20 protein-coding genes and 1 pseudogene are annotated in these 21,970 nt (G+C 71.3%); 5 read left to right on the plus strand and 16 right to left on the minus strand.

Annotation, left to right across the window (positions count from 1 at the left end; translation table 11 throughout):
• Positions 1 to 126 precede the first annotated feature (126 nt).
• Entirely contained in the window at positions 127 to 966 is an 840-nt protein-coding gene (locus tag ACWC91_RS28530; protein WP_225078728.1) for an IclR family transcriptional regulator, read from the plus strand.
• 29 nt (positions 967 to 995) lie between these two features.
• A complete protein-coding gene (gene pepE / locus ACWC91_RS28535) occupies positions 996 to 1,724 on the plus strand; it encodes a dipeptidase PepE (RefSeq protein ID WP_225078727.1) in 729 nt (242 codons plus the stop codon).
• A 1,056-nt stretch (positions 1,725 to 2,780) separates the two neighbouring features.
• Here the strand turns inward: pepE and ACWC91_RS28540 are convergent.
• From ACWC91_RS28540 to ACWC91_RS28570, 7 genes are all read right to left on the minus strand, one after another.
• On the minus strand, positions 2,781 to 3,545 hold the full coding sequence (locus tag ACWC91_RS28540; protein ID WP_225078726.1) for an ABC transporter ATP-binding protein: 765 nt from the start codon (positions 3,543 to 3,545) through the stop codon (positions 2,781 to 2,783).
• Positions 3,542 to 4,342 carry an ATP-binding cassette domain-containing protein gene (locus ACWC91_RS28545; RefSeq protein ID WP_225078725.1) on the minus strand — a complete coding sequence of 267 codons (801 nt, stop codon included), beginning with the start codon at positions 4,340 to 4,342 and terminating at the stop codon, positions 3,542 to 3,544. Before ACWC91_RS28545 ends, ACWC91_RS28540 begins: the two co-directional genes overlap by 4 nt.
• Positions 4,339 to 5,217, minus strand: coding sequence for an ABC transporter permease (locus tag ACWC91_RS28550; protein WP_225078724.1), 879 nt, complete (start codon positions 5,215 to 5,217; stop codon positions 4,339 to 4,341). Before ACWC91_RS28550 ends, ACWC91_RS28545 begins: the two co-directional genes overlap by 4 nt.
• Positions 5,214 to 6,179 (minus strand): ABC transporter permease, encoded by a 966-nt coding sequence (locus ACWC91_RS28555; protein ID WP_450643959.1) that lies wholly within the window; start codon positions 6,177 to 6,179, stop codon positions 5,214 to 5,216. Before ACWC91_RS28555 ends, ACWC91_RS28550 begins: the two co-directional genes overlap by 4 nt.
• Positions 6,179 to 7,699: an ABC transporter substrate-binding protein gene (locus ACWC91_RS28560; protein WP_450643958.1), complete on the minus strand. Its 1,521-nt coding sequence runs from the start codon at positions 7,697 to 7,699 to the stop codon at positions 6,179 to 6,181. The genes ACWC91_RS28555 and ACWC91_RS28560 overlap by 1 nt, the downstream gene beginning before the upstream one ends.
• 45 nt (positions 7,700 to 7,744) lie before the next feature.
• Positions 7,745 to 8,473 (minus strand): DUF1684 domain-containing protein, encoded by a 729-nt coding sequence (locus ACWC91_RS28565; RefSeq protein ID WP_281155234.1) that lies wholly within the window; start codon positions 8,471 to 8,473, stop codon positions 7,745 to 7,747.
• A gap of 195 nt (positions 8,474 to 8,668) precedes the next feature.
• Positions 8,669 to 9,220: a DoxX family protein gene (locus tag ACWC91_RS28570; protein ID WP_374114038.1), complete on the minus strand. Its 552-nt coding sequence runs from the start codon at positions 9,218 to 9,220 to the stop codon at positions 8,669 to 8,671.
• Between the two features lie 206 nt (positions 9,221 to 9,426).
• Between ACWC91_RS28570 and ACWC91_RS28575 the strand changes: the two genes are divergently transcribed.
• From ACWC91_RS28575 to ACWC91_RS28585, 3 genes are all read left to right on the plus strand, one after another.
• A complete protein-coding gene (locus ACWC91_RS28575) occupies positions 9,427 to 10,683 on the plus strand; it encodes an amidohydrolase (protein ID WP_450643957.1) in 1,257 nt (418 codons plus the stop codon).
• Positions 10,684 to 10,889: 206 nt separating this feature from the next.
• Positions 10,890 to 11,264, plus strand: a complete 375-nt coding sequence (locus tag ACWC91_RS28580) for a VOC family protein (protein WP_450643956.1) — start codon at positions 10,890 to 10,892, stop codon at positions 11,262 to 11,264.
• A 286-nt stretch (positions 11,265 to 11,550) separates the two neighbouring features.
• The gene (locus ACWC91_RS28585; protein ID WP_376503015.1) at positions 11,551 to 13,932 is read left to right on the plus strand and encodes an ATP-binding cassette domain-containing protein; all 2,382 of its coding nucleotides are present in this window, start codon (positions 11,551 to 11,553) and stop codon (positions 13,930 to 13,932) included.
• Positions 13,933 to 14,005: 73 nt separating this feature from the next.
• Here the strand turns inward: ACWC91_RS28585 and ACWC91_RS28590 are convergent, their stop codons facing one another.
• The 9 genes and pseudogenes from ACWC91_RS28590 to ACWC91_RS28630 all read right to left on the minus strand — a co-directional run.
• Complete coding sequence (locus tag ACWC91_RS28590) at positions 14,006 to 14,185, minus strand: hypothetical protein (RefSeq protein WP_225078717.1); 180 nt, start codon at positions 14,183 to 14,185, stop codon at positions 14,006 to 14,008.
• Between the two features lie 21 nt (positions 14,186 to 14,206).
• On the minus strand, positions 14,207 to 15,916 hold the full coding sequence (locus ACWC91_RS28595) for an L-lactate permease (RefSeq protein WP_450644467.1): 1,710 nt from the start codon (positions 15,914 to 15,916) through the stop codon (positions 14,207 to 14,209).
• A 49-nt stretch (positions 15,917 to 15,965) separates the two neighbouring features.
• Positions 15,966 to 17,561, minus strand: coding sequence for a gamma-glutamyltransferase (gene ggt, locus ACWC91_RS28600; RefSeq protein WP_450644468.1), 1,596 nt, complete (start codon positions 17,559 to 17,561; stop codon positions 15,966 to 15,968).
• A 160-nt stretch (positions 17,562 to 17,721) separates the two neighbouring features.
• Entirely contained in the window at positions 17,722 to 18,711 is a 990-nt protein-coding gene (gene moaA / locus ACWC91_RS28605) for a GTP 3',8-cyclase MoaA (protein ID WP_225078714.1), read from the minus strand.
• Between the two features lie 63 nt (positions 18,712 to 18,774).
• Positions 18,775 to 20,163: an NAD(P)(+) transhydrogenase (Re/Si-specific) subunit beta gene (locus ACWC91_RS28610; protein ID WP_225078713.1), complete on the minus strand. Its 1,389-nt coding sequence runs from the start codon at positions 20,161 to 20,163 to the stop codon at positions 18,775 to 18,777.
• Complete coding sequence (locus ACWC91_RS28615; RefSeq protein WP_225078712.1) at positions 20,156 to 20,476, minus strand: NAD(P) transhydrogenase subunit alpha; 321 nt, start codon at positions 20,474 to 20,476, stop codon at positions 20,156 to 20,158. Before ACWC91_RS28615 ends, ACWC91_RS28610 begins: the two co-directional genes overlap by 8 nt.
• A complete protein-coding gene (locus tag ACWC91_RS28620) occupies positions 20,473 to 21,567 on the minus strand; it encodes a Re/Si-specific NAD(P)(+) transhydrogenase subunit alpha (protein WP_450644471.1) in 1,095 nt (364 codons plus the stop codon). Before ACWC91_RS28620 ends, ACWC91_RS28615 begins: the two co-directional genes overlap by 4 nt.
• A complete protein-coding gene (locus ACWC91_RS28625) occupies positions 21,564 to 21,842 on the minus strand; it encodes a DUF6457 domain-containing protein (protein WP_450644473.1) in 279 nt (92 codons plus the stop codon). The genes ACWC91_RS28620 and ACWC91_RS28625 overlap by 4 nt, the downstream gene beginning before the upstream one ends.
• Positions 21,843 to 21,845: 3 nt before the next feature.
• Positions 21,846 to 21,970 (minus strand): annotated as a pseudogene (locus ACWC91_RS28630) (succinate--CoA ligase subunit alpha); the annotation flags it as partial.

Genomic DNA, 21,970 nt, shown 5'->3' on the forward strand with positions numbered 1-21,970 from the left:
GATCCGCACCTGAGGCGGTGCTGACAGAAGATTCGGGATCCGTTAACCTTCTTGGCAACTGTTTCCCGTTATCTGCAATTCAGGTCTGAATGGCGAGATGGGCGGACGGGCGTCCATGCGGACGTCATGCGGAGAGGAGTTGCCGTGCCTGACATCCCCGTCGACCGGAAGACCCCGGCCGGGGCACTGCAGACCGTCGACCGCGCCCTGCTGGTGCTGCTCGCGTTCGAGCGCACCCGGCCCGACTGGGGGGTGACGGAGGTCGCCACCGAGTTCGGCTGGGACACCTCGGTCGCACAGCGACTGCTGTCCACCCTGGCCGGGCGCGGCTTCCTGGTGTCCGATCCGGCGACCCGCCGCTACCGGATCGGTCCCGCCGCCCTGCGGCTGGGCCGCCTCTGGGAGCGCTCCGGCTCGCTGGAACTGCTCGCGGAACCGGTCCTTCAGGAACTGCGCGCGGCGACCGGGGACACGGTCCTGTTCTGCCTGCCCGACAGCTTCCACATGCGGTGCGTGGCGGCGGTCGAGGGCGAGGAGGGGCCGCTGCGGTACTACCCTCTCGTCGGCGAGCTGTACCCGGCGCACGCGGGGGCGACCAGTAAGTCGTACTACGCGTTCCTACCCGACGAGCAGCGCCACCGGCTCTTCCGCGGCCGCCCCATGGCCCGTTTCACCGAGCGCACCGTCACCGACCCCGACCAGCTGGAACGCGAGTTCCGCCAGGTCAGGGCGCAGGGCTACGCCTGGACGGTCGGCGAGTACGACGCCGGCATCGGCACCGTCGCCGTGCCGGTCTTCCTCGGTGCCGAGCCCTACGGCAGCCTCAGCCTCGGGGCCGCCAGCGAGCGTTTCCCGGACGGCCCCGAGGACCGGCTCGACGCGCTGCGCAAGGCGGCCCGGCTGCTGGAGCAGCGGCTGACGCACCCGCCCCAGCACCACCGCCGCCCGCGCACCCGCACGGCCTGACGCAACGAACCCATGGTGAGGAACACCCCTTGAACCTGCTTCTTCTGTCCAACTCGACCCAGCACGGCCGCGGTTACCTGGAACACGCCCTCGACACCGTGACCGCGTTCCTGCCGGCCCGGGCACGGCTCGCGTTCGTGCCGTACGCGCTCGCCGACCACGACGCCTACACGGCCAAGGTGCGCGACGCGCTCGCCGGGGCCGGCATCGACGTGCACGGGGTGCACGAGGACGGTGACCCGGTCGGCCGGCTCGCCGAGGCGGACGCCGTGTTCGTCGGCGGCGGCAACTCCTTCCGGCTGCTGACCGCCCTGTACCGGACGGGCCTGCGGGACGCGCTGATCAAGGCGGTCGGGGACGGGCTGCCCTACATGGGCGCCAGCGCGGGCACCAACATGGCCGCTCCCACGCTGCGCACCACCAACGACATGCCGATCGTCCAGCCCCCGTCCTTCGAGACGCTGGGACTGGTCCCGTTCCAGATCAACCCGCACTACCTGGACCCCGACCCGCGCTCCACGCACAAGGGTGAGACCCGCGAGGAGCGCCTGACGGAGTTCCTCGAGGAGAACGACGTACCGGTGCTCGGCCTGCGCGAGGGCTCCTGGCTGCGGGTGGCCGGAACCCGCGCCACGATCGGCGGCGAGAACGACGCGCGCCTCTTTCGCCGCGGCACGGCACCGCGCGAGCTACCGGTCGGCTCGGACGTGTCCGAACTGCTCACCGTCACACCGGAGTACGACACACCGGCACGGTAGGACCGGGCGCAGGCCCCCGGGACGACGGGGGCGTCGGGGTCCGGAGGAGCAGGGGCCCGCGCTGAGCGACGTGGCAGGGGTTCGGGCAGGCCGGACGCCTGGCCCGCGTCGGATCGCGCGTTTCGGGTGCGGGTCGGCCGGAAACGGCGGGGCCCGTACTTGACGGCGCGACGGCGGCTCGGGCCGACCGGAACGGCCAGACCCCCGGAGCAACCGGTGATCGGCACGGGCGGGGACCCGACGGCCGGGACAACCGGGCCCACGCTCGACCATGCGTTGCGGGTGCGGGCCAGCCGGAAACTGCCGGGGCCCGCACTTGGCGGTGCGACGGCTGCTCGGGCCAGCCGGAACGGCCAGACCTCCCGGATCAGCCTGTGATCGGCACGGGCGGGGCTCGAACGGCCAGGACGACCGAGAGTCCACCCTCGACCGCGCCTTACGGGTGCGAGCAGGCCGGAAACCACCAGGGCCGGAGGCCGCAGAGGCCAAAGCCCGGCGCGGCCAAGGCCCGCGCCACACGTCGCGACGGCGGCTCGACCAGCCGCGACGACCAGACCTCCCGAAACAACCGATAGCCCGCACCGGCGGCGCCCCGAACGGCCAGGACAACCGAGAACCCGCACCAGAACCGCCCGTTACGGGCTCGGGGCAACCGGAAACCACCAGGCCCAGAAGCCGCAGAGGCCAAAGCCCGGCGCGGCCAAGGCCCGCGCCACACGTCGCGACGGCGGCTCGACCAGCCGCGACGACCAGACCTCCCGAAACAACCGATAGCCCGCACCGGCGGCGCCCCGAACGGCCAGGGCAACCGAGAACCCACACCAGAACCGCCCGTTACGGGCTCGGGTCGGCCGGAAGCGGCCGGGGCCCGCGCGGCCGGGACAGCCGAGGGTTCGCGCCGGAACGGGCGTTGAGGGTTCGGGACGGCCGGAACGGCTGCGGGCCCGGCACGGGTGGATCTTACGCCGGGCGGCGTAGTGGCGGTTCGGTGCGGCCGGAAACGGCCGCCGGGGCCCGGCGCGGTCGGGGGCCCGCGCCGGGCGGTGTGGCGGTGGTTCAGGCCGGCAGTCGCGGCACGCTGTCGAGCAGGCGGCGGGTGTACGGGTGCTGGGGCCGGCCCAGGACCTGGGCAGTGTCGCCGTGTTCGACCACACGACCGCGTTCCAGGACGGCGGTGCGCTCGCACAGGGAGGCGACGACCGACAGGTCGTGGGAGACCATCACGAGCGTCAGCCCCTGCTCCTGCTTGAGTTCGGCCAGCAGGTCGACGACCTTCACCCGGGTGGTCACGTCGAGCGCGCTCACGGGTTCGTCGGCCAGCAGGACCCGCGGGTTGCAGACGGTGGCGCGGGCGATGGCGATGCGCTGACGCTGACCGCCGGAGAACTCGTGCGGATAGCGGTCCGCCGCGTCGGCCGGCAGGCCGACCCGTTCCAGGGCCGCGGCCACCTTCGGCCGGGCCGTGGCGCGGCTGTCGATGCCGAGGGACAGCAGCGGCTCGGCCACGGTGGCGCCGACGCGACGGCGCGGGTCGAGCGAGGAGTAGGGGTCCTGGAAGACGCACTGGACGCCGCGCCGGAAACGGCGCGTCTGTTCCCGGTCCCGCGGGGACAGTTCGGCGCCGTCGAAGCGGACCTGGCCGGCCGTGGGGCGGGCGAGGCCCAGCAGCAGTCGCAGCAGCGTGGTCTTGCCGGCTCCGGACTCCCCGACGAGCGCGAGACTGTGTCCGGCCTCGACCTCGAAGGAGACGTCCTCGACCACGTTGCCCGTGCTGCCCCGGTAGCGCAGCGCGACACCGGACAGTTCGAGTACGGGGGTCATCGCGCGCTCCTCAGGTCCAGGGCGGATTCCAGGCGCCGGGCGCTGGCGACGAGGGCCTTGGTGTACTCCTCGCGGGGCGCGCCGACGATGGTCTCGACCGGTCCCTCCTCCACGGCCCGCCCGTCCTTCAGCACCAGGGCGCGGTCGGTCACCTTGGCGACCACGGCGAGGTCGTGGCTGACGAACAGCACCGCCATGTCCCGTTCCCTGACCAGCGTGTCGACGAGTTCCAGCATCTCCGCCTGCACGGACACGTCCAGCGCGGTGGTCGGCTCGTCCGCGATGAGCAGTTTCGGTTCGCAGGCCAGGGCCATGGCGAGGGCCACGCGCTGGCGCTGCCCGCCGGAGATCTCGTGCGGGAACGCGCGGGCGATGCGCTCGGGGTCGGGCAGCCGGACCTGTGCGAGCGTGTCCGCCACGGCACGCTGAAGGTCCTTGCCCTTCAGGCCGGTACGCCTGCGGAGGGGTTCGGCGATCTGGCGGCCCACGCGCATCAGCGGGTCGAGCGCGGTGAGCGGCTCCTGGAAGACGACGGCCGCGTCCCTGCCGCGCAGGGAGGTGAGCCGCTTTTCAGGGGCGCCGACGACCTGGGTGCCGGCGAGTTCGACGCTGCCGGTGGCGGTCATGCCGTCGGGCAGCAGACCGAGCACGGCCAGCGTGGTCAGGGACTTGCCGGAGCCGGACTCGCCGATGAGGCCGAGGCGTTCGCCGCCGGCCACGGTGAAGGACAGGTCGTCGACCAGGGTGCGGCCGTCGCCGGTGCGGACGGTCAGCCCGCGTACGTCGAGGAGGTTCACGCGCGCCTCCGGCGGGTGGCCGGGTCGAGGGTGTCGCGCAGGCCGTCGGCGATGAGGTTGACGCCGATGACGAGCAGGACGAGCAGGATGCCCGGGGCGAGCGCGCCCGCCGGGGCGGTGGTGAAGGTGGCCTGGGCCTCCTGGAGCATCCGGCCCCACGAGGCGTTCGGCGGGGGTGCGCCGAGCCCGAGGTAGGACAGTCCGGCCTCGGCCAGTACGGCGAGACCGAACTGGAGGGCGAGGTTGACCACGAGGGTGGGCCAGATGTTGGGCAGCACATGGCCGACGACGGTCCTGGGCCAGGATGTGCCGGAGGTGCGGGCCGCGGTGATGTAGTCCTGCGCCAGCACGCGTTTGACGAGGATGCGCACCAGCCGGGCGACGACCGCGCTCTGCGCCAGGCCGATGGCGAGGACGGCCGAGCCGAGGGTCGCCGAGCGGGCGGCGACGATGAGCATCGCGAGCAGCAGCGTCGGGAAGGCGATGAGGATGTCGAGGAACGCCGAGAGCGTGTCGTCGAGCCAGCCCTGTGCGAACGCGGCGAGCACACCGAGGGTGACGCCGATCGCGGCGGCGACGAGGACCGAGCCCAGACCCGCCTCGACGGCGATCCGCGAGCCGGTCATCACCTGGGTGAACAGGTCGCGCCCGAGCTTGTCGGTGCCCAGCAGGTGTCCGTTCCCGGGGCCGGCCAGCCGCCCTCCGGAGGTGTCGTCGGCGGGGTAGGGCAGCCAGAACAGGGAGACCAGGGCGAGCAGTGCGATGAGCCCGGCCAGGACGCAGCCGACGACGAGCGTGGCGGAGCGCCGGGGCCGGCGTCGGCTCGGTGACTTCTCCTCCGGCCGGACGGTGGGCAGCGTGTCTGCCTGGGTCATCGGGCACCTCCGGAGAGCCGGCCGCGCAGGCGCGGGTCGATGATCCGCTGGACGAGGTCGGCGACGAAGCCGATGAGCAGCACGGCGAGGGTGGAGACGAACAGCACGCCCTGGATGACGGGGTAGTCGTGCTGGGCGATGGCGGTGGCGAGCATGGAGCCGAGGCCGGGGAGCGCGTACACCGATTCCACGACGACCGCGCCGAGCAGGGTCGAGGCGAGTTCGATGCCGAGGATGGAGATGACCGGTACGGAGGCGTTGCGCAGGCCGTGCCGCCACATCGCCCCGCCGAAGGACGAGCCAAGGGCGCGGGCGGTGCGCAGGTAGTCGCTGCCGAGGACGTCGAGGGTGGCGGAGCGGACGTAGCGGATCAGGGACGCGCTCATCACCAGGGCGATGGTGGCGACCGGCAGGACGAGGGAGCGGATCGCCTCGGCGGGCTCGGACCAGCCGTCCGGCGGGAAACCGCCGGACGGGAGCCAGCCGGCGTTCAGCGCGAACACGGCGATGAGGATCATGCCGAGCCAGAACACCGGGATGGCGATGCCCAGTTGGGACACGCCGCTGAGCAGCGCGCCGTACCAGGTGTGCCGCTTGTGCGCCGCGACGAACCCGGCGGGCACGGCGAGCACGACAGCGAGGGCGAACGCGGCCAGGGTCAGCGGCACGGTGACGCTCAGCCGGGCGGCGACCTCGGGTCCGACCGGCAGCGAACTGACGAAGGAGGTGCCGAGGTCGCCGCTGGCCAACTGCCCGAGCCAGTGGACGAACTGCTCGGGCAGCGGCCTGTCGGACCCGATGGAGTGCCGTGCCGCGGCGATCTGCTCCGGGCTCGCACCCACCGCGGTGAGTGCGTTGGCCGGGTCGCCGGGCAGCATCCGCAGCAGGACGAACAGCACCACGCTCGCCAGAGCCAGCGACACCAGGAGGAAGGCGAAGCGGCGCAGGAGATAGCGGGCCATCAGCCCTTCTTCTTGATGTCGTAGGCGTAGAACTGCGAGTTGAGGCCGTTGAGCGGGTAGCCGGACAGCTTGCTGCTCGCGACGACGATCTGCGGGTACAGGTACAGCCAGTCGCTGGCCGCGTCCTCGGCGGTCTTGCGGTTGACCTTCTTCAGCAGCTCGGTCTGCTGGGCCGTGGTGGAGGCCTCTTCGGCCTGGTTCACCCACTGGGTGACCTGCTTGTTGTCGTAGCCCCAGTAGAAGTCGGGGTTGCCGTACCAGACGAGGTCGCGGTCGTTGACGTGCTCCTGGAGCGTGGCCGAGAAGTCGTGGTTCTTGTAGACCTTCGTGTACCACTCGTCCGGCGTGATCGTGTTGATCTTGACGGTGACGCCGACCTTGGCGAGTTCGGACTTGATGAAGGTCGCGGCGGTGGGGTGCGGGTCGTAGTTCGGCGTGTCGAGGGTGAAGCTGAATCCCTTGGCGTACCCGGCCTCGGCGAGCAGCTTCTTGGCGCGTGCCGGGTCGTAGGCGTTGACCTTGGTGAGGTCCTCGTACCAGGGGTCGGTGGGCGGCACCATCGAGCCGATGAGCTTGCCGTAGCCGCCCCAGACCGACTCCAGCAGCTTCTTGTCGTCGATGGCGGAGGACACGGCCTGGCGCACCTTGACGTCGGTGAAGGGCTTTGCCTTGTCGTTGAAGGCGAGCAGCAGCTTGGTGGTGGAGTCGCCGTCGTTGACCTTGTAGTTCTGGTTGCTCTTGAACTGGTCGAGGGCGTCGGGCGACTGCTCGCTGGTGACCACGTCGACGGCGTTGGTCAGCAGCGCGTTGTTGAGGGCGGTCGCGTCCTTGTAGTAGTGGAAGACGGCCGTCTTGTTCGCCGCGGCCTTGCCCCAGTAGCCGGCGAACCGGTCCAGGCTCAGGGCGGAGCCGCGGGTCCACTTGCCGAGCCGGTAGGGGCCGGTGCCGTCCTCGGTCGTCTTCAGGTTCTTCGCCTGGGAGTTGATGATCCAGACGTAGGAGAGGTTGTAGACGAAGGAGATCGACTTCTTGGACAGCGTGACCTTGACGGTCTTCGCGTCCGGGGTGGCGATGTCCTTGATGACCTCAAGGTTGCTCTTGCGGGCGGACTGGGAGTCGTCCGCGATGACCTTCTCCAGGCTGTACTTGACGTCTTCGCTGGTGAGGGCCTTGCCGCTGTGGAACTTCACGCCGTCGCGCAGGGTGAAGGTGTAGGTGAGTCCGTCACCGCTCACCTTGTAGTCCGTGGCGAGCAGCTTCTCGACCTTGCCGTCGTCGGTGAGCTTGAACAGCCCTTCGTAGACGTTGCCGTTGAGGGCTTCGGTGACGCCCTGGCCGCCGCCCGCGGTGTTGTCGAGGTTCTGCGGCTCGTAGAGGGAGCCGATGTTGACGGTGGCGTCCTTGTTCCAGGCGCCGCCCGAGGCGCTGCCGCCCGAGCCGGAGCCACCGCAGGCGGTCAGGGTCAGGGCGAGGGTGGCCGCGGTGGCGGTGGCGTACAGGGACGTCTTCTTGATGTTCATGAGTGAGCGCGCTTTCGTGCTGTGGTGCGGGAGGCTACGGGGTGATCAGTGCTGTGCGGGGAAGCCGCCGCGGAAGACGGGGAGCTTCTCACCGGCCTCGACGGGCAGGTGGAAACGGTTCTGCCGCGGCGGCATCGGACAGTTGTACTGATCGGAGAATCCACAGGGCGGCACGAAGGCACGGTTGAAGTCCAGCAGGACGCGGTCGTCGTCCCCGGTGCGCTGCACGAAGAGGAAGCGGCCGGCGCCGTAGGTGGTGTCACCGTTGGTGGGGTCGCCGAAGACGAGCAGCAGGGTGCCGTCGTCGTCGAAGGCGCTGAGGGAGTAGGCGCGGCCGTCGACGGTGAGCGTGATGTCGCCGGGGACGACGAGGTCGCGGGTGCCGCCGTTGTCCCGGATGTGTTCGAAGGCCACGCGCCGGGCGCCGGGCACGGGCGTGTAGGTCGCTTCGAGCACCCAGGCCGGGTCGTAGGGGAACACGTCGACCCGGTCGAAGTGGCGGATGGCGGGCGAGTCGGCGTCCCAGAACCGCAGGCCGTGCTCGGGCTCGCCGCTGACGAGGTCGGTGCGCTGGAGCGTGGTGACGGTCACCGTGCGCGGCTGCCCCGCGCGCGCGGCCTCGGCGTCCGGGCGCTCACCGGCCGGCAGCCAGCGGGTCTCGACGAGGGCGAGGTTGCCCGTCGGCGAGGTGAGGGCGCGATGGCGCTCGGACCGCCATGCGTCCCACTCCCCCGCGGGGTCGGCTGTGGGCTGGTCGGCGATGGGGTGGGACATGTCAGGACTCATTCGCGCAGCGTTCGTGGGCATCACGCCGCAGATGTCACGCCGCGTGAATTGATGGCCAAAGCGTCACCTTTATCTTCTATAAGGCTCTCTAATGTCAAATGAGATCCACAGGCCGGACAGCGGCCCGGGCGACAGGCCGCGCCCGGCCTGTCGCCCCGCCGGCCTGCCGCCCTGAGCCCGGCGTCAGTGACGCAGCAGGAGCGTGACACCGGCCACAACGGCACCGAGCACGATCGCGGCGACGCCGTGGGCGACGCGGTGCGAGCGCAGCCCGGGCAGCAGCCGGTCCACGGCGATCCGGCCGGGGCCGGTCAGGGCGAGAGCCACCGCGGACAGGGCGATGAGGAGTTCGTACTCGACGCCCTGCGGGGCGAAGAAGCCACCACCCCACTTGACGGCGATCGCGTTGACCAGCGTGCCGGCGACGGCCGCGGCGGCCAGCGGGGTGAGCAGGCCGAGCGCGAGGCCGAGCCCGCCGAGGGTCTCGCTGAGTCCGGCCACGACGGCGAACGCCCGGGGCGAGGGGTAACCGGAGGCGGCGAAGAACTGCCCGGTGCCGCCGACACCGCCCCCGCCGAACCAGCCGAACAGCTTCTGGGCGCCGTGCGCGGCCATGGTCAGCCCGAGCGCGAGGCGCAGGACGAGCAGGCCGGCGTCATAGGCGTGGGCGGGGACCGCCGGAGCCGTCTCCGGCGCGACGGCGGGGCGGGACAGGGTGACGTCAGGAGTGGTCAAGGTGGGGGCTCCTCGGGTCGGACGGCGGGGCTCCACGACGCCGGGCGGCGCGGGATCCCGATTCAACTTGAATCTTCAAGCTAACCCAGGTGGGACCAGTACTACAACTTTCAAGCAGCCTGGGCGGCGCCGGCCGGGCTGCCGTGTCCCCGCGGGTGTGGTTATGTCGGAGGTGGCGGCCCTTCGCCGGCCAAAGGGGCATCACGATGACCGCACACGACACGGCCCGGCAGGTCCTGGCCGGCCTGGACACCAGCCTGACCGAGGACCTCGAAGCGCTCTACCAGGACCTGCACGCCCACCCCGAGCTGTCCTTCGAGGAGCACCGCACGGCCGCCGAAGTCGCCAGGCGCGCACGGGACTTGGGCTACGACGTCACCGAGGGCGTCGGGCGGACCGGTGTCGTGGCCGGACTGGTGAACGGCCAGGGCCCGACCGTCCTGCTGCGCGCCGACTTCGACGCGCTGCCCGTCACCGAGCGGACCGGACTGCCGTACGCCTCGACGCACGAGGGCGTGATGCACGCCTGCGGCCACGACGTGCACGTCACCTGCCTGTTCGGCACCATGGCGCTGCTGGCCGGCGCCCGCGACCGGTGGTCGGGCACCGTGCTGGCCGTGTTCCAGCCGGCCGAGGAGCTGGGTCAGGGCGCCCAGGCCATGGTCGACGACGGCCTGTACGCCCGGTTCGGCACCCCCGACGTCGTCCTCGGCCAGCACGTGATGGCGATCCCGGCCGGCACCATCGCCTGCCACCCCGGTCTCGCCTTCGCCGCCACCGACGCGCTCGAGGTGCGCATGTTCGGGCGCGGAGCCCACGCGTCCATGCCGGAAGCGTCGATCGACCCGGTGGTGATGGCTGCCTCCACCGTGATGCGGTTGCAGACCGTGGTCTCCCGCGAGATCGCCTCCGCGGACCGCGCCGTCGTCACCGTCGGCGCCCTGCAGGCCGGCACCAAGGACAACATCATCCCGGACGAGGCCCGGCTCCAGCTCAACATCCGCACCTACACCCCGCAGGTCCGCCGGACCGTCCTGGACGCGGTGGAGCGGATCGTCCGCGGCGAGGCGGCGGCCGCAGGGGCGCAGCGGGATCCCGAAATCAGCACCCTGCACACCTTCCCGCTGATGGTCAACGACGAGGAGGCGTGCGCCCGCACCATGGCCGCCATCGGAGACGTGGTCGGCCACGACAAGCTGACCGACCCGGGCGCCTCCTCCGGCAGTGAGGACGTCGGCGTCTTCGGCACCAGCGCGAACGTGCCGGTCTGCTACTGGCTCCTCGGCGGCGTCGATCCCGACGTCTACGCCAAGGCGGAGGCCGCGGGCACCAGGAGCCGGGACATCCCGCAGAACCACTCGCCGTTCTTCGCGCCCGTCATGCGGCCCACCCTCACCAACGGTGTCACGGCGCTGACCGCCGCGGCCCTCGCGTGGCTCGGTCCGGCTCCGCGTTCCGCGTGACCCACCCGCACGGCAGCCGGATCGAGTAGGGTTCCCGACGTGAACACCGGACCGGCGACAAGCCACTCACGGATTGGCCACCCGGTGGAGGGCTGATCCCACCGCGGGTGCGGAGAAGGCACCCCCATGGTTCGGCACGCGGACCTCCCCGTGCTCGTGCACCACGACGAGTCCGCTTCCGTGCCGAACACAGTCAGGTCAGCCGAATGACAGCCACGTTCAACCACACCATCATCGCCTCCAAGGACCGCGAGGAGTCGGCCCGCTTCTTCCGCGAGCTGCTGGAAGTGCGGGCAGCGCCGTCCTGGGGCCCGTTCACCAACATCCAGCTCGCCGACGGTGTGCTGCTCCAGTTCGCCGAGCCGCCGGTGGAGATCCAGATGCAGCACTACGCGTTCCTGGTCGACGACGACCTGTTCGACCGGGCCTACCAGCGGTTGTGCGACCACGACATCGAGCACTGGGCCGATCCGCACATGCGACTCCCCGGTGAGATCAACCACGATCACGGCGGTCGAGGGGTCTACTTCAAGGACCCCGCCGGCCACGGGATCGAGCTGATCACCCGCCCGTATCTGTGACCGGGCGCAGGACCGGTCAGGAATGGAGAAGCGCCGGACGCCCGGCCCTCGGTAGCGTGGGCCGGGCCGTCCGGCGATCACGGGGGTGAGCCGCGCGGATCCACCGGCTCCCCGGCCGGAGGGTCCGCGCGGACCGGGTGCGTGGATAATGCCTTGGTTCTCGCGCGGAGCGCGACCCGGTGAGCGCCGGCCGGACGTGCGTCGCGCCACCCCGGCCCGGCCCCGCCGCTCAGGCGGACACCCACCGTTGCCGCGAAGGCGGCGCAGCCCCACAGATGGAGACACGATGAGCAAGGCCACGAGGACGGACACGCCGCCGCACGCTGCCGACAGCCACGACCTGATCCGGGTGCACGGCGCACGCGAGAACAACCTCAAGGACGTCAGCATCGAGATCCCGAAGCGGCGTCTGACGGTGTTCACCGGAGTCTCCGGCTCGGGCAAGAGCTCATTGGTGTTCGACACGATCGCCGCCGAGTCGCAGCGGCTGATCAACGAGACCTACAGCGCCTTCGTGCAGGGCTTCATGCCGACCCTGGCCCGGCCCGAGGTCGACGTCCTCGACGGGCTGACGACCGCGATCATCGTCGACCAGCAGCGGATGGGCGGCGACCCCCGCTCCACGGTCGGCACCGCCACCGACGCCAACGCGATGCTGCGCATCCTCTTCAGCCGGCTCGGGCAGCCGCACATCGGCTCGCCCAAGGCGTTCTCCTTCAACGTGCCCTCGATCAGCGGAGCGGGCGCGGTCACCGTGGAACGCGCCGGAAAGACCGTGAAGGAGCGGCGCAGCTTCAGCATCACCGGCGGCATGTGCCCGCGCTGCGAGGGCCGGGGCACGGTCTCCGACGTCGACCTCACCCAGCTCTACGACGACTCCAAATCGCTCACCGAGGGCGCGCTGACCATCCCCGGCTACAAGCCGGGCGGCTGGAACTACCGGCTCTACAGCGAGTCCGGCTTCTTCGGCGCGGACAAGCCGATCCGCGAGTACACGGAGCAGGAACTGCACGACTTCCTGCACCGCGAGCCGACCAGGATGAAGATCGCGGGCATCAACATGACCTACGAGGGTCTGATCCCGAGGATCCAGAAGTCGATGCTCTCCAAGGACCGGGAGGCGATGCAGCCGCACATCCGGGAGTTCGTGGACCGGGCGATCACCTTCACCGACTGCCCCGAGTGCGGGGGCACCCGGCTCAGCGAGGCGGCCCGGTCGTCGCGGATCGGCGGGACCAGCATCGCCGACGCCTGCGCGATGCAGATCAGCGACCTGGCCGACTGGGTCCGCGGCCTGGGGGAGCCGTCGATGGCGCCGCTGCTCGCCACGTTGCAGCAGACCCTCGACTCGTTCGTGGAGATCGGCCTCGGCTACCTCTCGCTCGACCGCCCGTCGGGCACGCTGTCGGGCGGCGAGGCGCAGCGCGTGAAGATGATCCGCCACCTCGGTTCCTCGCTCACCGACGTGACCTACGTCTTCGACGAGCCCACCACCGGCCTCCACCCGCACGACATCCAGCGGATGAACGGCCTGCTGCTGCGGCTGCGGGACAAGGGCAACACCGTGCTCGTGGTGGAGCACAAGCCGGAGACCATCGCGATCGCCGACCACGTCGTCGACCTCGGTCCCGGCGCCGGTACGGCGGGCGGCGCCGTCTGCTTCGAGGGCACCGTCGAGGGACTGCGGTCCAGTGACACCCTCACCGGCCGCCACCTCGACGACCGGGCCTCGTTCAAGGAGACGGTGCGCAAGCCCACCGGCACGCTGGAGATCCGTGGCGCGACCACGCACAACCTGCGCGGCGTCGACGTCGACATCCCGCTCGGCACGCTCGTCGTCGTCACCGGTGTCGCCGGTTCGGGCAAGAGCTCGCTCGTGCACGGGTCGATCCCGGCCGGCGCGAATGTGGTGTCGGTCGACCAGGGCGCGATCCGCGGCTCGCGGCGCAGCAACCCGGCGACGTACACCGGACTGCTCGACCCGATCCGCAAGGCGTTCGCCAAGGCCAACGGGGTGAAGCCGGCGTTGTTCAGCGCCAACTCGGAGGGCGCCTGCCCCACGTGCAACGGCGCCGGCGTCATCTACACCGACCTGGCGATGATGGCCGGCGTCGCCACCACGTGCGAGGAGTGCGAGGGGAAGCGGTTCGACGCGTCGGTGCTGGAGTACCACCTCGGCGGCCGTGACATCAGCGAGGTGCTGGCGATGCCGGTGGCCGAGGCCGAGGAGTTCTTCGGCGCCGGGGAGGCCCACACGCCGGCCGCGCACCGCGTCCTGGGCCGGCTCGCCGACGTCGGCCTCGGCTACCTCACCCTGGGCCAGCCGCTCACCACGCTGTCCGGCGGCGAGCGGCAGCGGCTCAAGCTGGCCACCCACATGGCCGAGAAGGGCGGCGTCTACGTCCTCGACGAGCCGACCGCCGGTCTGCACCTCGCCGATGTCGAGCACCTGCTCGGCCTGCTCGACCGGCTCGTCGACTCCGGCAAGTCGGTGATCGTCGTCGAGCACCATCAGGCGGTCATGGCGCACGCCGACTGGATCATCGACCTCGGTCCCGGCGCCGGTCACGACGGCGGCCGGGTCGTCTTCGAGGGCACCCCCGCCGACCTCGTCGCCGCCCGGTCCACCCTCACCGGTCAGCACCTCGCGGCGTACGTCGGCGCCTGACCCAGGCCCCCGCGACACCGTGGGACGCGTCCGCTCCGACGCGTCCCCGGTGCGGCCCGGGTGCCGGGCGGCCTCAGCCGCGCGGACGGGAGATGTACCGCAGGGCGGGCGAGATCATCATGCTCACGGCGAAGATGGCGAGTCCGGCGACCGACAGGGCCGGCATCCGGTGTGTTCCGCCGATGTACAGCAGGGGCAGTGCCACGATCGCCGCGAGGCTCGACCAAGCTTGGACGCGTGCGGTGCTGTTCATGCGTTTCTCCGTTCCGTTGGTCTATCCGTTGGTCCGGGCGAGCAGGAAGAGCGGCAGACCGACGAGGGCGGTGGTGACGAGCGTCAACGGCAGCGTCCTGCGCAGGACCTGTCCCTCACGCCCGCCGATGCCGGCGGTGGTGGTGCCGAGCAGGATCTTGCTCGGGGAGATCATCGTGCCCAGCGCGCCCCCGGTCGTCTGGGCGCTGAGGACGTTGGCGGTGCTGAGCCCGCCGGCCTGGGCGGTGGTCTGCTGGAAGGCACCGAACAGCAGGTTGCCGGAGAGGTTGGAGCCGGTGATGAAGGTGCCGAAGACGCCGATGTACGGCGCGAGGAGCAGGTAGATACCGCTGGTCCAGGCGGCGACCTTGGTCGCGAGGACGTCGGCCTGGCCGGAGCCCTGCATCACCGAGGCCATCGCCACCAGGGTCACCACGGCGATCGTGGGGCCGATCGCCTTCTCCACCGTGCCGCTGAGAATCGGCCGCCAGGCCGCGCCGCGGAGGTGTCCCTTTCGCCGGTAGAGGACGTAGCTGATCGCGGCGGTGACGAGCAGGAGCGTCCCGGCGTGTGTCAGCAGCACCAGCTTCGACGTCGATGCCGGTGTGGTGAACCCGAGGCCCGTCGTGACCGCCGGGAAGCGCACATCGACGGTCGGTCTGCTCAGTACGTCCTTCAGCGGCCCGATCAGCAGGACGACCCCGGTCACGGCGAGCAGGGTGGAGTACGGGATGAACGCGGTGTTCAACGACATCGCGGGCGCCCGGGCACCGGGCTCGCCCGCGGACGCCATCGCCACGGTGGCCCGGCCGCGCACACCGGCGCCGGGCGAGGCACCTCCGGGTTCCGGTGTGCTCGGTGCCGCCTGCGTGGCCGGCGCGGCGACGCCGGCTGATTCGCCCTCCTCGAACACGGGGCTGTTCACCACCCGGGAGGGGCGGCGGTAGAGGGGCAGCCGGGCGAGACCGGCGACGACGACCAGACCGACGAGGCCGGCGGCGAAGCCGTTCAGCGTGTCGTCCCACTGGGACAGCGCCAGCATGACTCCGCCGTGGGCCAGCGAGATCACCGCGACCGCCGGCAGCCCCTCCCGCAGGCCTCGGAGTCGACCGTAGAGCCAGCAAATGGTCAGGCCGCCCACGAGGTTGACCATCCACAGCAGCAGGGAGGTCTGGATCGCGGTGGTGGCGCTGTCGGCCGGTGAGAGATGCGTGACCTGCCTCATGCCGATCCAGGCGGCGGACAGGGTGCCGAAGGTGTTGTTCCAGGCGTGTCCGACCAGCGCGATCACCACCGCGTGGAGCGGACGGACGCCGATGCCGACGAGCAGCGGGGCGCACACCGCGATGGGCACGCCGAAGCCGGTGATGCCCTGGAGGAAGGACGCGAAGACCCAGCCGATCGCCATGACCTGGAGAAGCGGATGGACGAACATGCGCGTCATGCCCCGCTGGAACGGGGTGAACGCGTCCGCCTGCTTGGCGACCTCGTAGATGAGGATCGCGGACAGGATGACGTAGACGATGGTGACGGCTTCGACGACTCCCTTGACCGTTTGCAGTCCGACCGCGTCCAGGCGCAGGTGAAACACCGTCAGCGCGGTCACCGAGGCCACCAGCCAGCCCAGCGCGCCGGCTTCCGCGGCGCCCCAGCCCCGCGCGATCATCAGGAAGAGCAGCAGGGCGAGCGGGGCCAGCGAGGCGGCCCAGAGCCAGATGCTCGCGTGTTCCATTCCCGGGGTCTCCTCTCGTCCGGTCGTCCGGCTGTCGCGAGGTCGGGCGTCACCAGCCGAGAGCGAGGCCGTCGCCGCGCGGGTCCGCGCCGCCCATCAGGACGTCGTCGGTGACGCGGATGGCCTGGGCGTGCCCCATCACGCCGTCCCAGCCGCCGACCTCGCGGACCGGGTGGCCCCAGGTGCGCAGTTCGTCCAGCGTCCCGGAGGCGAAGCGGTCCTCCATCCGGAGATCGCGTCGCTCGTCCCCCCAGGTGCGGCCGTACAGCCAGCGGGGCGCGTCGATGGCCGACTGGACGTCCCTGCCGAAGTCGACCACCCGTGTGACCAGGGCGTTCGACGTCTGCGGCTGGCCCTCGCCGCCCATGGTGCCGTAGACGAGGTCCAGGTTCTCGCCGCGGAAGAGCATGCCGGGCATCAGGGTGTGGAAGGTCCGCTTGCCGGGCTCGAGGCGGTTCGGGTGTGCCTCGTCCAGGGAGAAGTACGACCCGCGGTTGTGCATCAGCACCCCGGTCCGGCCCGCGATGAACCCGGAGCCGAACTCGTGGTAGAGGCTCTGGATCACCGAGACCGCGTTGCCGGCCGAGTCCACCACGACGCTGCACGTGGTGTCGCCGCCCATCCGCGCCCCCGGTCCCGCGGGGGCCGGCCGGGGCGCCACGCGCTTGCTCAGTTCGGCCGCGTAGTCCTTGGACAGCAGGTGCCGCAGGGGGATGTCGTGGAAGTTGGGGTCGGTGAGGTACCGGTCGCGGTCGGCGAACGCCAGGCGGGTCGCCTCCACCAGCAGGTGGACGTACTCGGGACTGCTGTCGGTCATGCCGCCGAGGTCGAAGTTCTCGACGATGTTCAGCGCCATCAGGTGCGCGAACCCCTGCGAGTTCGGCGGGGCCTGGTAGCAGCGGTACCCGCGGTACGTCGTGGAGACCGGTTCGGTCCACTCCGACCGGTGGGCGGCCAGGTCCTCGGTGGTGAGCAGGCCGCCGGCCTGTTGCAGGCTCGTCGCGATCTCCTCGGCCACGGGGCCCTCGTAGAAGCCGGGCCGGCCCTTCTCCGCGACGGTCTCCAGCGTTTCGGCCAGTTGCGGCAGCGCGAGGACGTCCGCCATGACCGGCGGCCGGTCCTGAGGCAGCAGCGTGCTTCGGGTGAGCGGATGGGCGCTGAGGACGTGCGCGACCTCGGCGGCGCAGGCGGCGTAGCTGTCGCAGACGGCGAAGCCCTCCCGGGCGTAGGTGATGGCCGGCTGGAGCAGGCGGGCGAGCGGGAGGCTGCCGAACCGTTCGTGCGCGGTGCACCAGCTGTCGACGGCGCCGGGCACGGTCACCACGGCGAGCGGCCCCCGGGTGGGGATCTCCTGATGGTCGCGCTGCCGGAAGTACGGACGGGTCGCGTGGGCGCCGGCCCGGCCGCTGCCGTTGAGTGCGTGGACCCGGCCCGTGGCTGCGTCGTGGATGAGCCAGAAGGCGTCCCCGCCCGGTCCGGTCATGTGCGGGTAGACCACGCCGAGCGTCGCGTTGATGGCGATCGCGGCGTCCACGGCCGTGCCGCCCTCCTGCAACACCTGGAGGCCGGCCGTGGAGGCGAGGTAGTGCGGGGTGCTGACCATCCCGTTGCGTGCCAGGGCCACCGGGCGGGTGGTGCGCGTCATACCGGCTCCTCCGAGACCTCAGATTGCATACGATATGAAGTAGGCAGTATTCTGGAAGGCTGGACGATCCCCTGTCCAGAGGCCGTACCGAGTCTTTCTCCCGGCGCGGCGCACAGACCTCGGCATGCCGGCCCACCCTTGCGTGACCTCGCTCTTCCGTCTAGCCACCGATGGCGGACATAGGACGCCGGGGCTGAAGGAAGGACGGGTCGTCCAGGCCGGAGCCCGCCTTCTTGCCCAGCGTCGCGGCCCGCCACAGGGCGGCGACCTCCTCGTCGGACGCCCCGGAGCGCAGCGCGGTGCGCAGGTCGGTCTCCTCCCTGGCGAACAGGCAGGTGCGGACCTGGCCGTCCGCGGTGAGCCGGGTTCGGTCGCAGGCCCGGCAGAAGGGCCGGGTCACCGAGGCGATCACCCCCACCGTGGCCGGTCCGCCGTCGACCAGCCACCGCTCCGCCGGCGCCGAACCGCGCTGCCCCCGCCGCTCCGGTGTGAGGGAGAAGCACGCGGCGAGCTTCCGCAGGATCTCCGCGGCGGTCACCATCTGCTCGCGCTGCCAGCCGTGTTGGGGATCCAACGGCATCTGCTCGATGAACCGCAGGTGGTAACCGTGCCTGACGGCCCAGGCCAGCAGCTCGGCCGGCTCGTCGTCGTTGATCCCGCGCATCAGCACCGAGTTGATCTTCACCGGTTCCAGCCCGGCCTCGCGTGCCGCGGCCAGCCCGGCCAGCACCTCCCGGTGCCGGTCGCGTCGGGTGAGCGCCTTGAAGCGGTCCGGGCGCAGGGTGTCCAGCGAGACGTTGACGCGGTCGAGCCCGGCCTCGCGGAGCGCGCCGGCGGTGCGGACCAGCCCGATCCCGTTGGTGGTCAGCGACAGTTCCGGCCGCGGGGTGAGCGCGGCGCAGCGGGCGACGATGCCGGCCAGGCCGGGGCGCAGCAGCGGCTCACCACCGGTGAAACGCACCTCGGTCACGCCCAGACCGGTGACCGCGACCCCCACCAGCCGGACGACCTCGTCGTCGGTGAGCAGCCGGGGCCCGGCCAGCCAGGCCGTCCCCTCCTCGGGCATGCAGTAGGTGCACCGCAGGTTGCAGCGGTCGGTCAGCGAGACCCGCAGATCGGTGGCGATCCGGCCGTGGGTGTCGAGCAGCATGGGGCCGCCTCCCTCGATGGCGACATGGAGCGGCCGGGCGCCCGCGCGCCCGGCCGCTCCCCGTCACAGGGCCTTGAGTTCCTCGGTGATCTCGGCGACGGAGGACTTCGCGTCGCCGAAGAGCATCGACGTCCTGGCGTCGAAGTACAGCTCGTTCTCGATGCCGGCGAACCCGGGGTTCATCGAGCGTTTGAGCACGATGACCGACCTGGCGTGGTCCACGTTGAGGATCGGCATCCCGTAGATCGGCGAGCTGGGATTGGAGCGGGCGGCGGGGTTGGTGACGTCGTTGGCGCCGATCACCAGGGCCACGTCGGTGCGGCCGAACTCCCCGTTGATGTCGTCCATCTCCTTGAGCTGTTCGTACGGCACGTCGGCCTCGGCGAGCAGCACGTTCATGTGGCCGGGCATGCGTCCGGCGACCGGGTGGATGGCGTGCTTGACCTCCACGCCGCGCTGTTCGAGCAGGCCGGCCATCTCGCGGACGGCGTGCTGCGCCTGCGCGACGGCCATGCCGTAGCCGGGGACGACGACCACCTGGCTCGCGTAGGCCATCTGGATGGCGGCGTCGGCCGCGCTGGTCTGCCGCACCGTCTGGTCCGCCGGGCCGCCGCCGGGTCCCGCGGTGGCGCCGGTCCCGCCGAACCCGCCCGCGACGATGGCCGGGATCGAGCGGTTCATCGCCTTGGCCATCAGATCGGTCAGGATGGTGCCGGAGGCTCCGACGATCATGCCCGCGACGATCATCGCCGTGTTGTCCAGTGCCAGGCCGGTGGCCGCGGCGGACAGGCCGGTGAAGGCGTTGAGCAGCGAGATCACCACCGGCATGTCGGCGCCGCCGATCGGCAGCACCACCATCACGCCGAGCACGGCCGCGGAGACCAGTACACCGATGATCAGCGCCTCGGAGGCGTGGCCCAGGCCGATGCCGACCGCGCAGGCCACCGAGACCAGCAGCAGCGCCAGGTTGAGGGGTTGCTGCCCCCGGCCGAGACCGATCGGCCTGCCCGGCAGGATCTCCTGGAGCTTGCCGAAGGCGATCAGCGATCCCCAGAAGGAGAGCGAGCCGACGATCGCGGCGAACAGCGACGTGACGACGACGTGGCCGGCCTCCGTCGCGTAGCCGTGGCTGTCGCGGAACTCCACCCAGGAGATCAGCGCGACGGCGCCGCCGCCCACTCCGTTGAACAACGCCACCATCTGCGGCATCGCGGTCATCTTGACCCGCCGCGCCGCCGGTACGCCGATCACCGTGCCCAGGACCAGGCCGAACGCGATCAGCAGCCAGTTGCCCGTCCCGGGGGTCAGCAGGGCGGCCACGGTGGCGATCAGCATGCCCGCCGCCGCCGTGAGGTTGCCGCGTACGGCCGTGCGCGGTCCGGTCAGGCCCATCAGCCCGTGGATGAACAGGGCGAACGCGACGATGTAGAGAATCGTGATCAGGTCATCCACGGCCGACCGCGTCCTTTCCGGCTCCGGCGCCGTCCGGCGCCTTCTTGAACATGCCGAGCATGCGGTCGGTCACCAGGAACCCGCCGACCACGTTGATCGTGCCGAACACGATCGCGACGACCAGCAGCACCCGCTCGAAGGGCCCCGAGGCGGAGCGGCCGAGCAGGACCAGGCCGCCGAGCAGGACGATGCCATGGATGGCGTTGGTCCCGGACATCAGCGGGGTGTGCAGGGTGTTGGGCACCTTGGAGATCACCGCGAAGCCGACGAATCCGGCCAGCACCAGGATCGCCAGGTCGGCCAGGAACATCATCGGGCCTCCGTGAGCTGGTCGCTGTTCTGGGTCACACAGCAGGCGGCGAGGATCTCGTCCTCGAGGTCCGGCGCGAACTCGCCGTCGGCCAGCATGAGTTCGAGCAGTGCCTGGACGTTCCGCGCGTACAGTTCGCTGGCGTGCTCGGGCAGCGTCGCCGGCAGGTTCAGCGGGGCGGCCACGGTGACGTCGTGCCACACCACGGTCTCACCCGGGGTGGTGAGTTCGCAGTTGCCGCCGGTCTCCCCGGCGAGGTCGACGACCACGCTGCCGGGCCGCATCCGCCGCACGGCCTCGGCGGTGACCAGCTTCGGCGCCGGGCGTCCCGGAACCAGCGCCGTCGTGATCACCACGTCGAAGCCGGCGATCGCCTCGCTCAACCGCCGCTGCTGCTCAGCCTGTTCCTCCTCGGTCAGGGCACGGGCGTATCCGCCCTCGCCCGATGCCTCGACACCCAGCTCCAGCCACTGCGCGCCGAGCGAGCGGACCTGCTCGGCGACCTCGGGCCGGACGTCGAATCCGGTGGTGCGGGCGCCGAGACGTTTGGCGGTGGCCAGTGCCTGGAGCCCCGCGACGCCCACGCCGAGCACCAGGGCCGTGGCCGGCTTGACCGTTCCGGCGGCCGTGGTGAGCATCGGGAAGAAACGGGTGGAGTTCCGGGCGGCGACCAGCACCGCCTGGTAGCCGGCGACATTGGCCTGCGAGGAGAGCGCGTCCATGGACTGCGCGCGGGAGATGCGCGGAACGGCCTCCATCGCGAAGCCGGCGACACCGGTCAGGCGCAGCTGCTCGGCGATCTCCGGCCTGGTCAGGGGCGCCAGGAAGCCGATCACGGCGGATCCGGGGCTCAGCAGGCCGATCTCGGAGGGCGTCGGCGGGTTCACCTTGACCACGACGTCGGCCGCCCATGGTTCTCCGATGGCGGCCCCGGACTGCTCGTACTGCTCGTCGGGAATCAGTGCCCCGGCCCCGGCCCCGGCCTCCACCACGACGGAGAGGCCCGCGGCGCGCAGCCGTTCGACGACTTTGGGCACCAGCGCGACGCGGCGTTCGCCCGTCGCGGTCTCCCGGGGGACTCCGATCAGCGTCATGTTCCTCTTCCCGGCTGTGAGGGGGCGGGGGGTTCGCCGCCGGACGGTACGGGCCAGGCCGCGGCGAGCTTGTTCACGGTCTCGGCGGCGGTGGCGGGCGCGATGCCGCGTCCCACGGCGACACCCAGCAGGCAGGTGGTGAGCGGCGCGGCCGGGCGGGCGACCTGGTGGGCGACGTTCTTCGCGACGTCCAGCACCCCGTCCCGGTCCAGCGCGTCCCGGCTCACCTCGAGTTCACCGGCCACCCGGGCGATCCATCTCTCCAGGGGGTTCACGTCTCACACCGCCTGCCGGGCCAGTGCCGCGGCCTCGGTCGGGGTCTTGCCGACCTTGACGCCCGCGGCCTCCAGGGCCTCCTTCTTCGCCTGGGCGGTACCGGAGGAACCCGAGACGATGGCGCCCG

The organism is Streptomyces sp. NPDC001204, assembly GCF_053598035.1.

Coding starts and splice junctions, on each gene's coding strand:
- ACWC91_RS28595 (WP_450644467.1), bottom strand. CDS start 15,916: ATGGAACACGCGAGCATCTGGCTCTGGGCCGCCTCGCTGGCCCCGCTC.
- ACWC91_RS28565 (WP_281155234.1), bottom strand. CDS start 8,473: ATGTCCCACCCCATCGCCGACCAGCCCACAGCCGACCCCGCGGGGGAG.
- ACWC91_RS28575 (WP_450643957.1), top strand. CDS start 9,427: ATGACCGCACACGACACGGCCCGGCAGGTCCTGGCCGGCCTGGACACC.
- ACWC91_RS28550 (WP_225078724.1), bottom strand. CDS start 5,217: ATGACCCAGGCAGACACGCTGCCCACCGTCCGGCCGGAGGAGAAGTCA.
- ACWC91_RS28560 (WP_450643958.1), bottom strand. CDS start 7,699: ATGAACATCAAGAAGACGTCCCTGTACGCCACCGCCACCGCGGCCACC.
- ACWC91_RS28585 (WP_376503015.1), top strand. CDS start 11,551: ATGAGCAAGGCCACGAGGACGGACACGCCGCCGCACGCTGCCGACAGC.
- moaA (WP_225078714.1), bottom strand. CDS start 18,711: ATGCTGCTCGACACCCACGGCCGGATCGCCACCGATCTGCGGGTCTCG.
- ACWC91_RS28620 (WP_450644471.1), bottom strand. CDS start 21,567: ATGACGCTGATCGGAGTCCCCCGGGAGACCGCGACGGGCGAACGCCGC.
- ACWC91_RS28590 (WP_225078717.1), bottom strand. CDS start 14,185: ATGAACAGCACCGCACGCGTCCAAGCTTGGTCGAGCCTCGCGGCGATC.
- ggt (WP_450644468.1), bottom strand. CDS start 17,561: ATGACGCGCACCACCCGCCCGGTGGCCCTGGCACGCAACGGGATGGTC.
- ACWC91_RS28580 (WP_450643956.1), top strand. CDS start 10,890: ATGACAGCCACGTTCAACCACACCATCATCGCCTCCAAGGACCGCGAG.
- ACWC91_RS28530 (WP_225078728.1), top strand. CDS start 127: ATGCGGAGAGGAGTTGCCGTGCCTGACATCCCCGTCGACCGGAAGACC.
- ACWC91_RS28615 (WP_225078712.1), bottom strand. CDS start 20,476: ATGATGTTCCTGGCCGACCTGGCGATCCTGGTGCTGGCCGGATTCGTC.
- ACWC91_RS28540 (WP_225078726.1), bottom strand. CDS start 3,545: ATGACCCCCGTACTCGAACTGTCCGGTGTCGCGCTGCGCTACCGGGGC.
- ACWC91_RS28555 (WP_450643959.1), bottom strand. CDS start 6,179: ATGGCCCGCTATCTCCTGCGCCGCTTCGCCTTCCTCCTGGTGTCGCTG.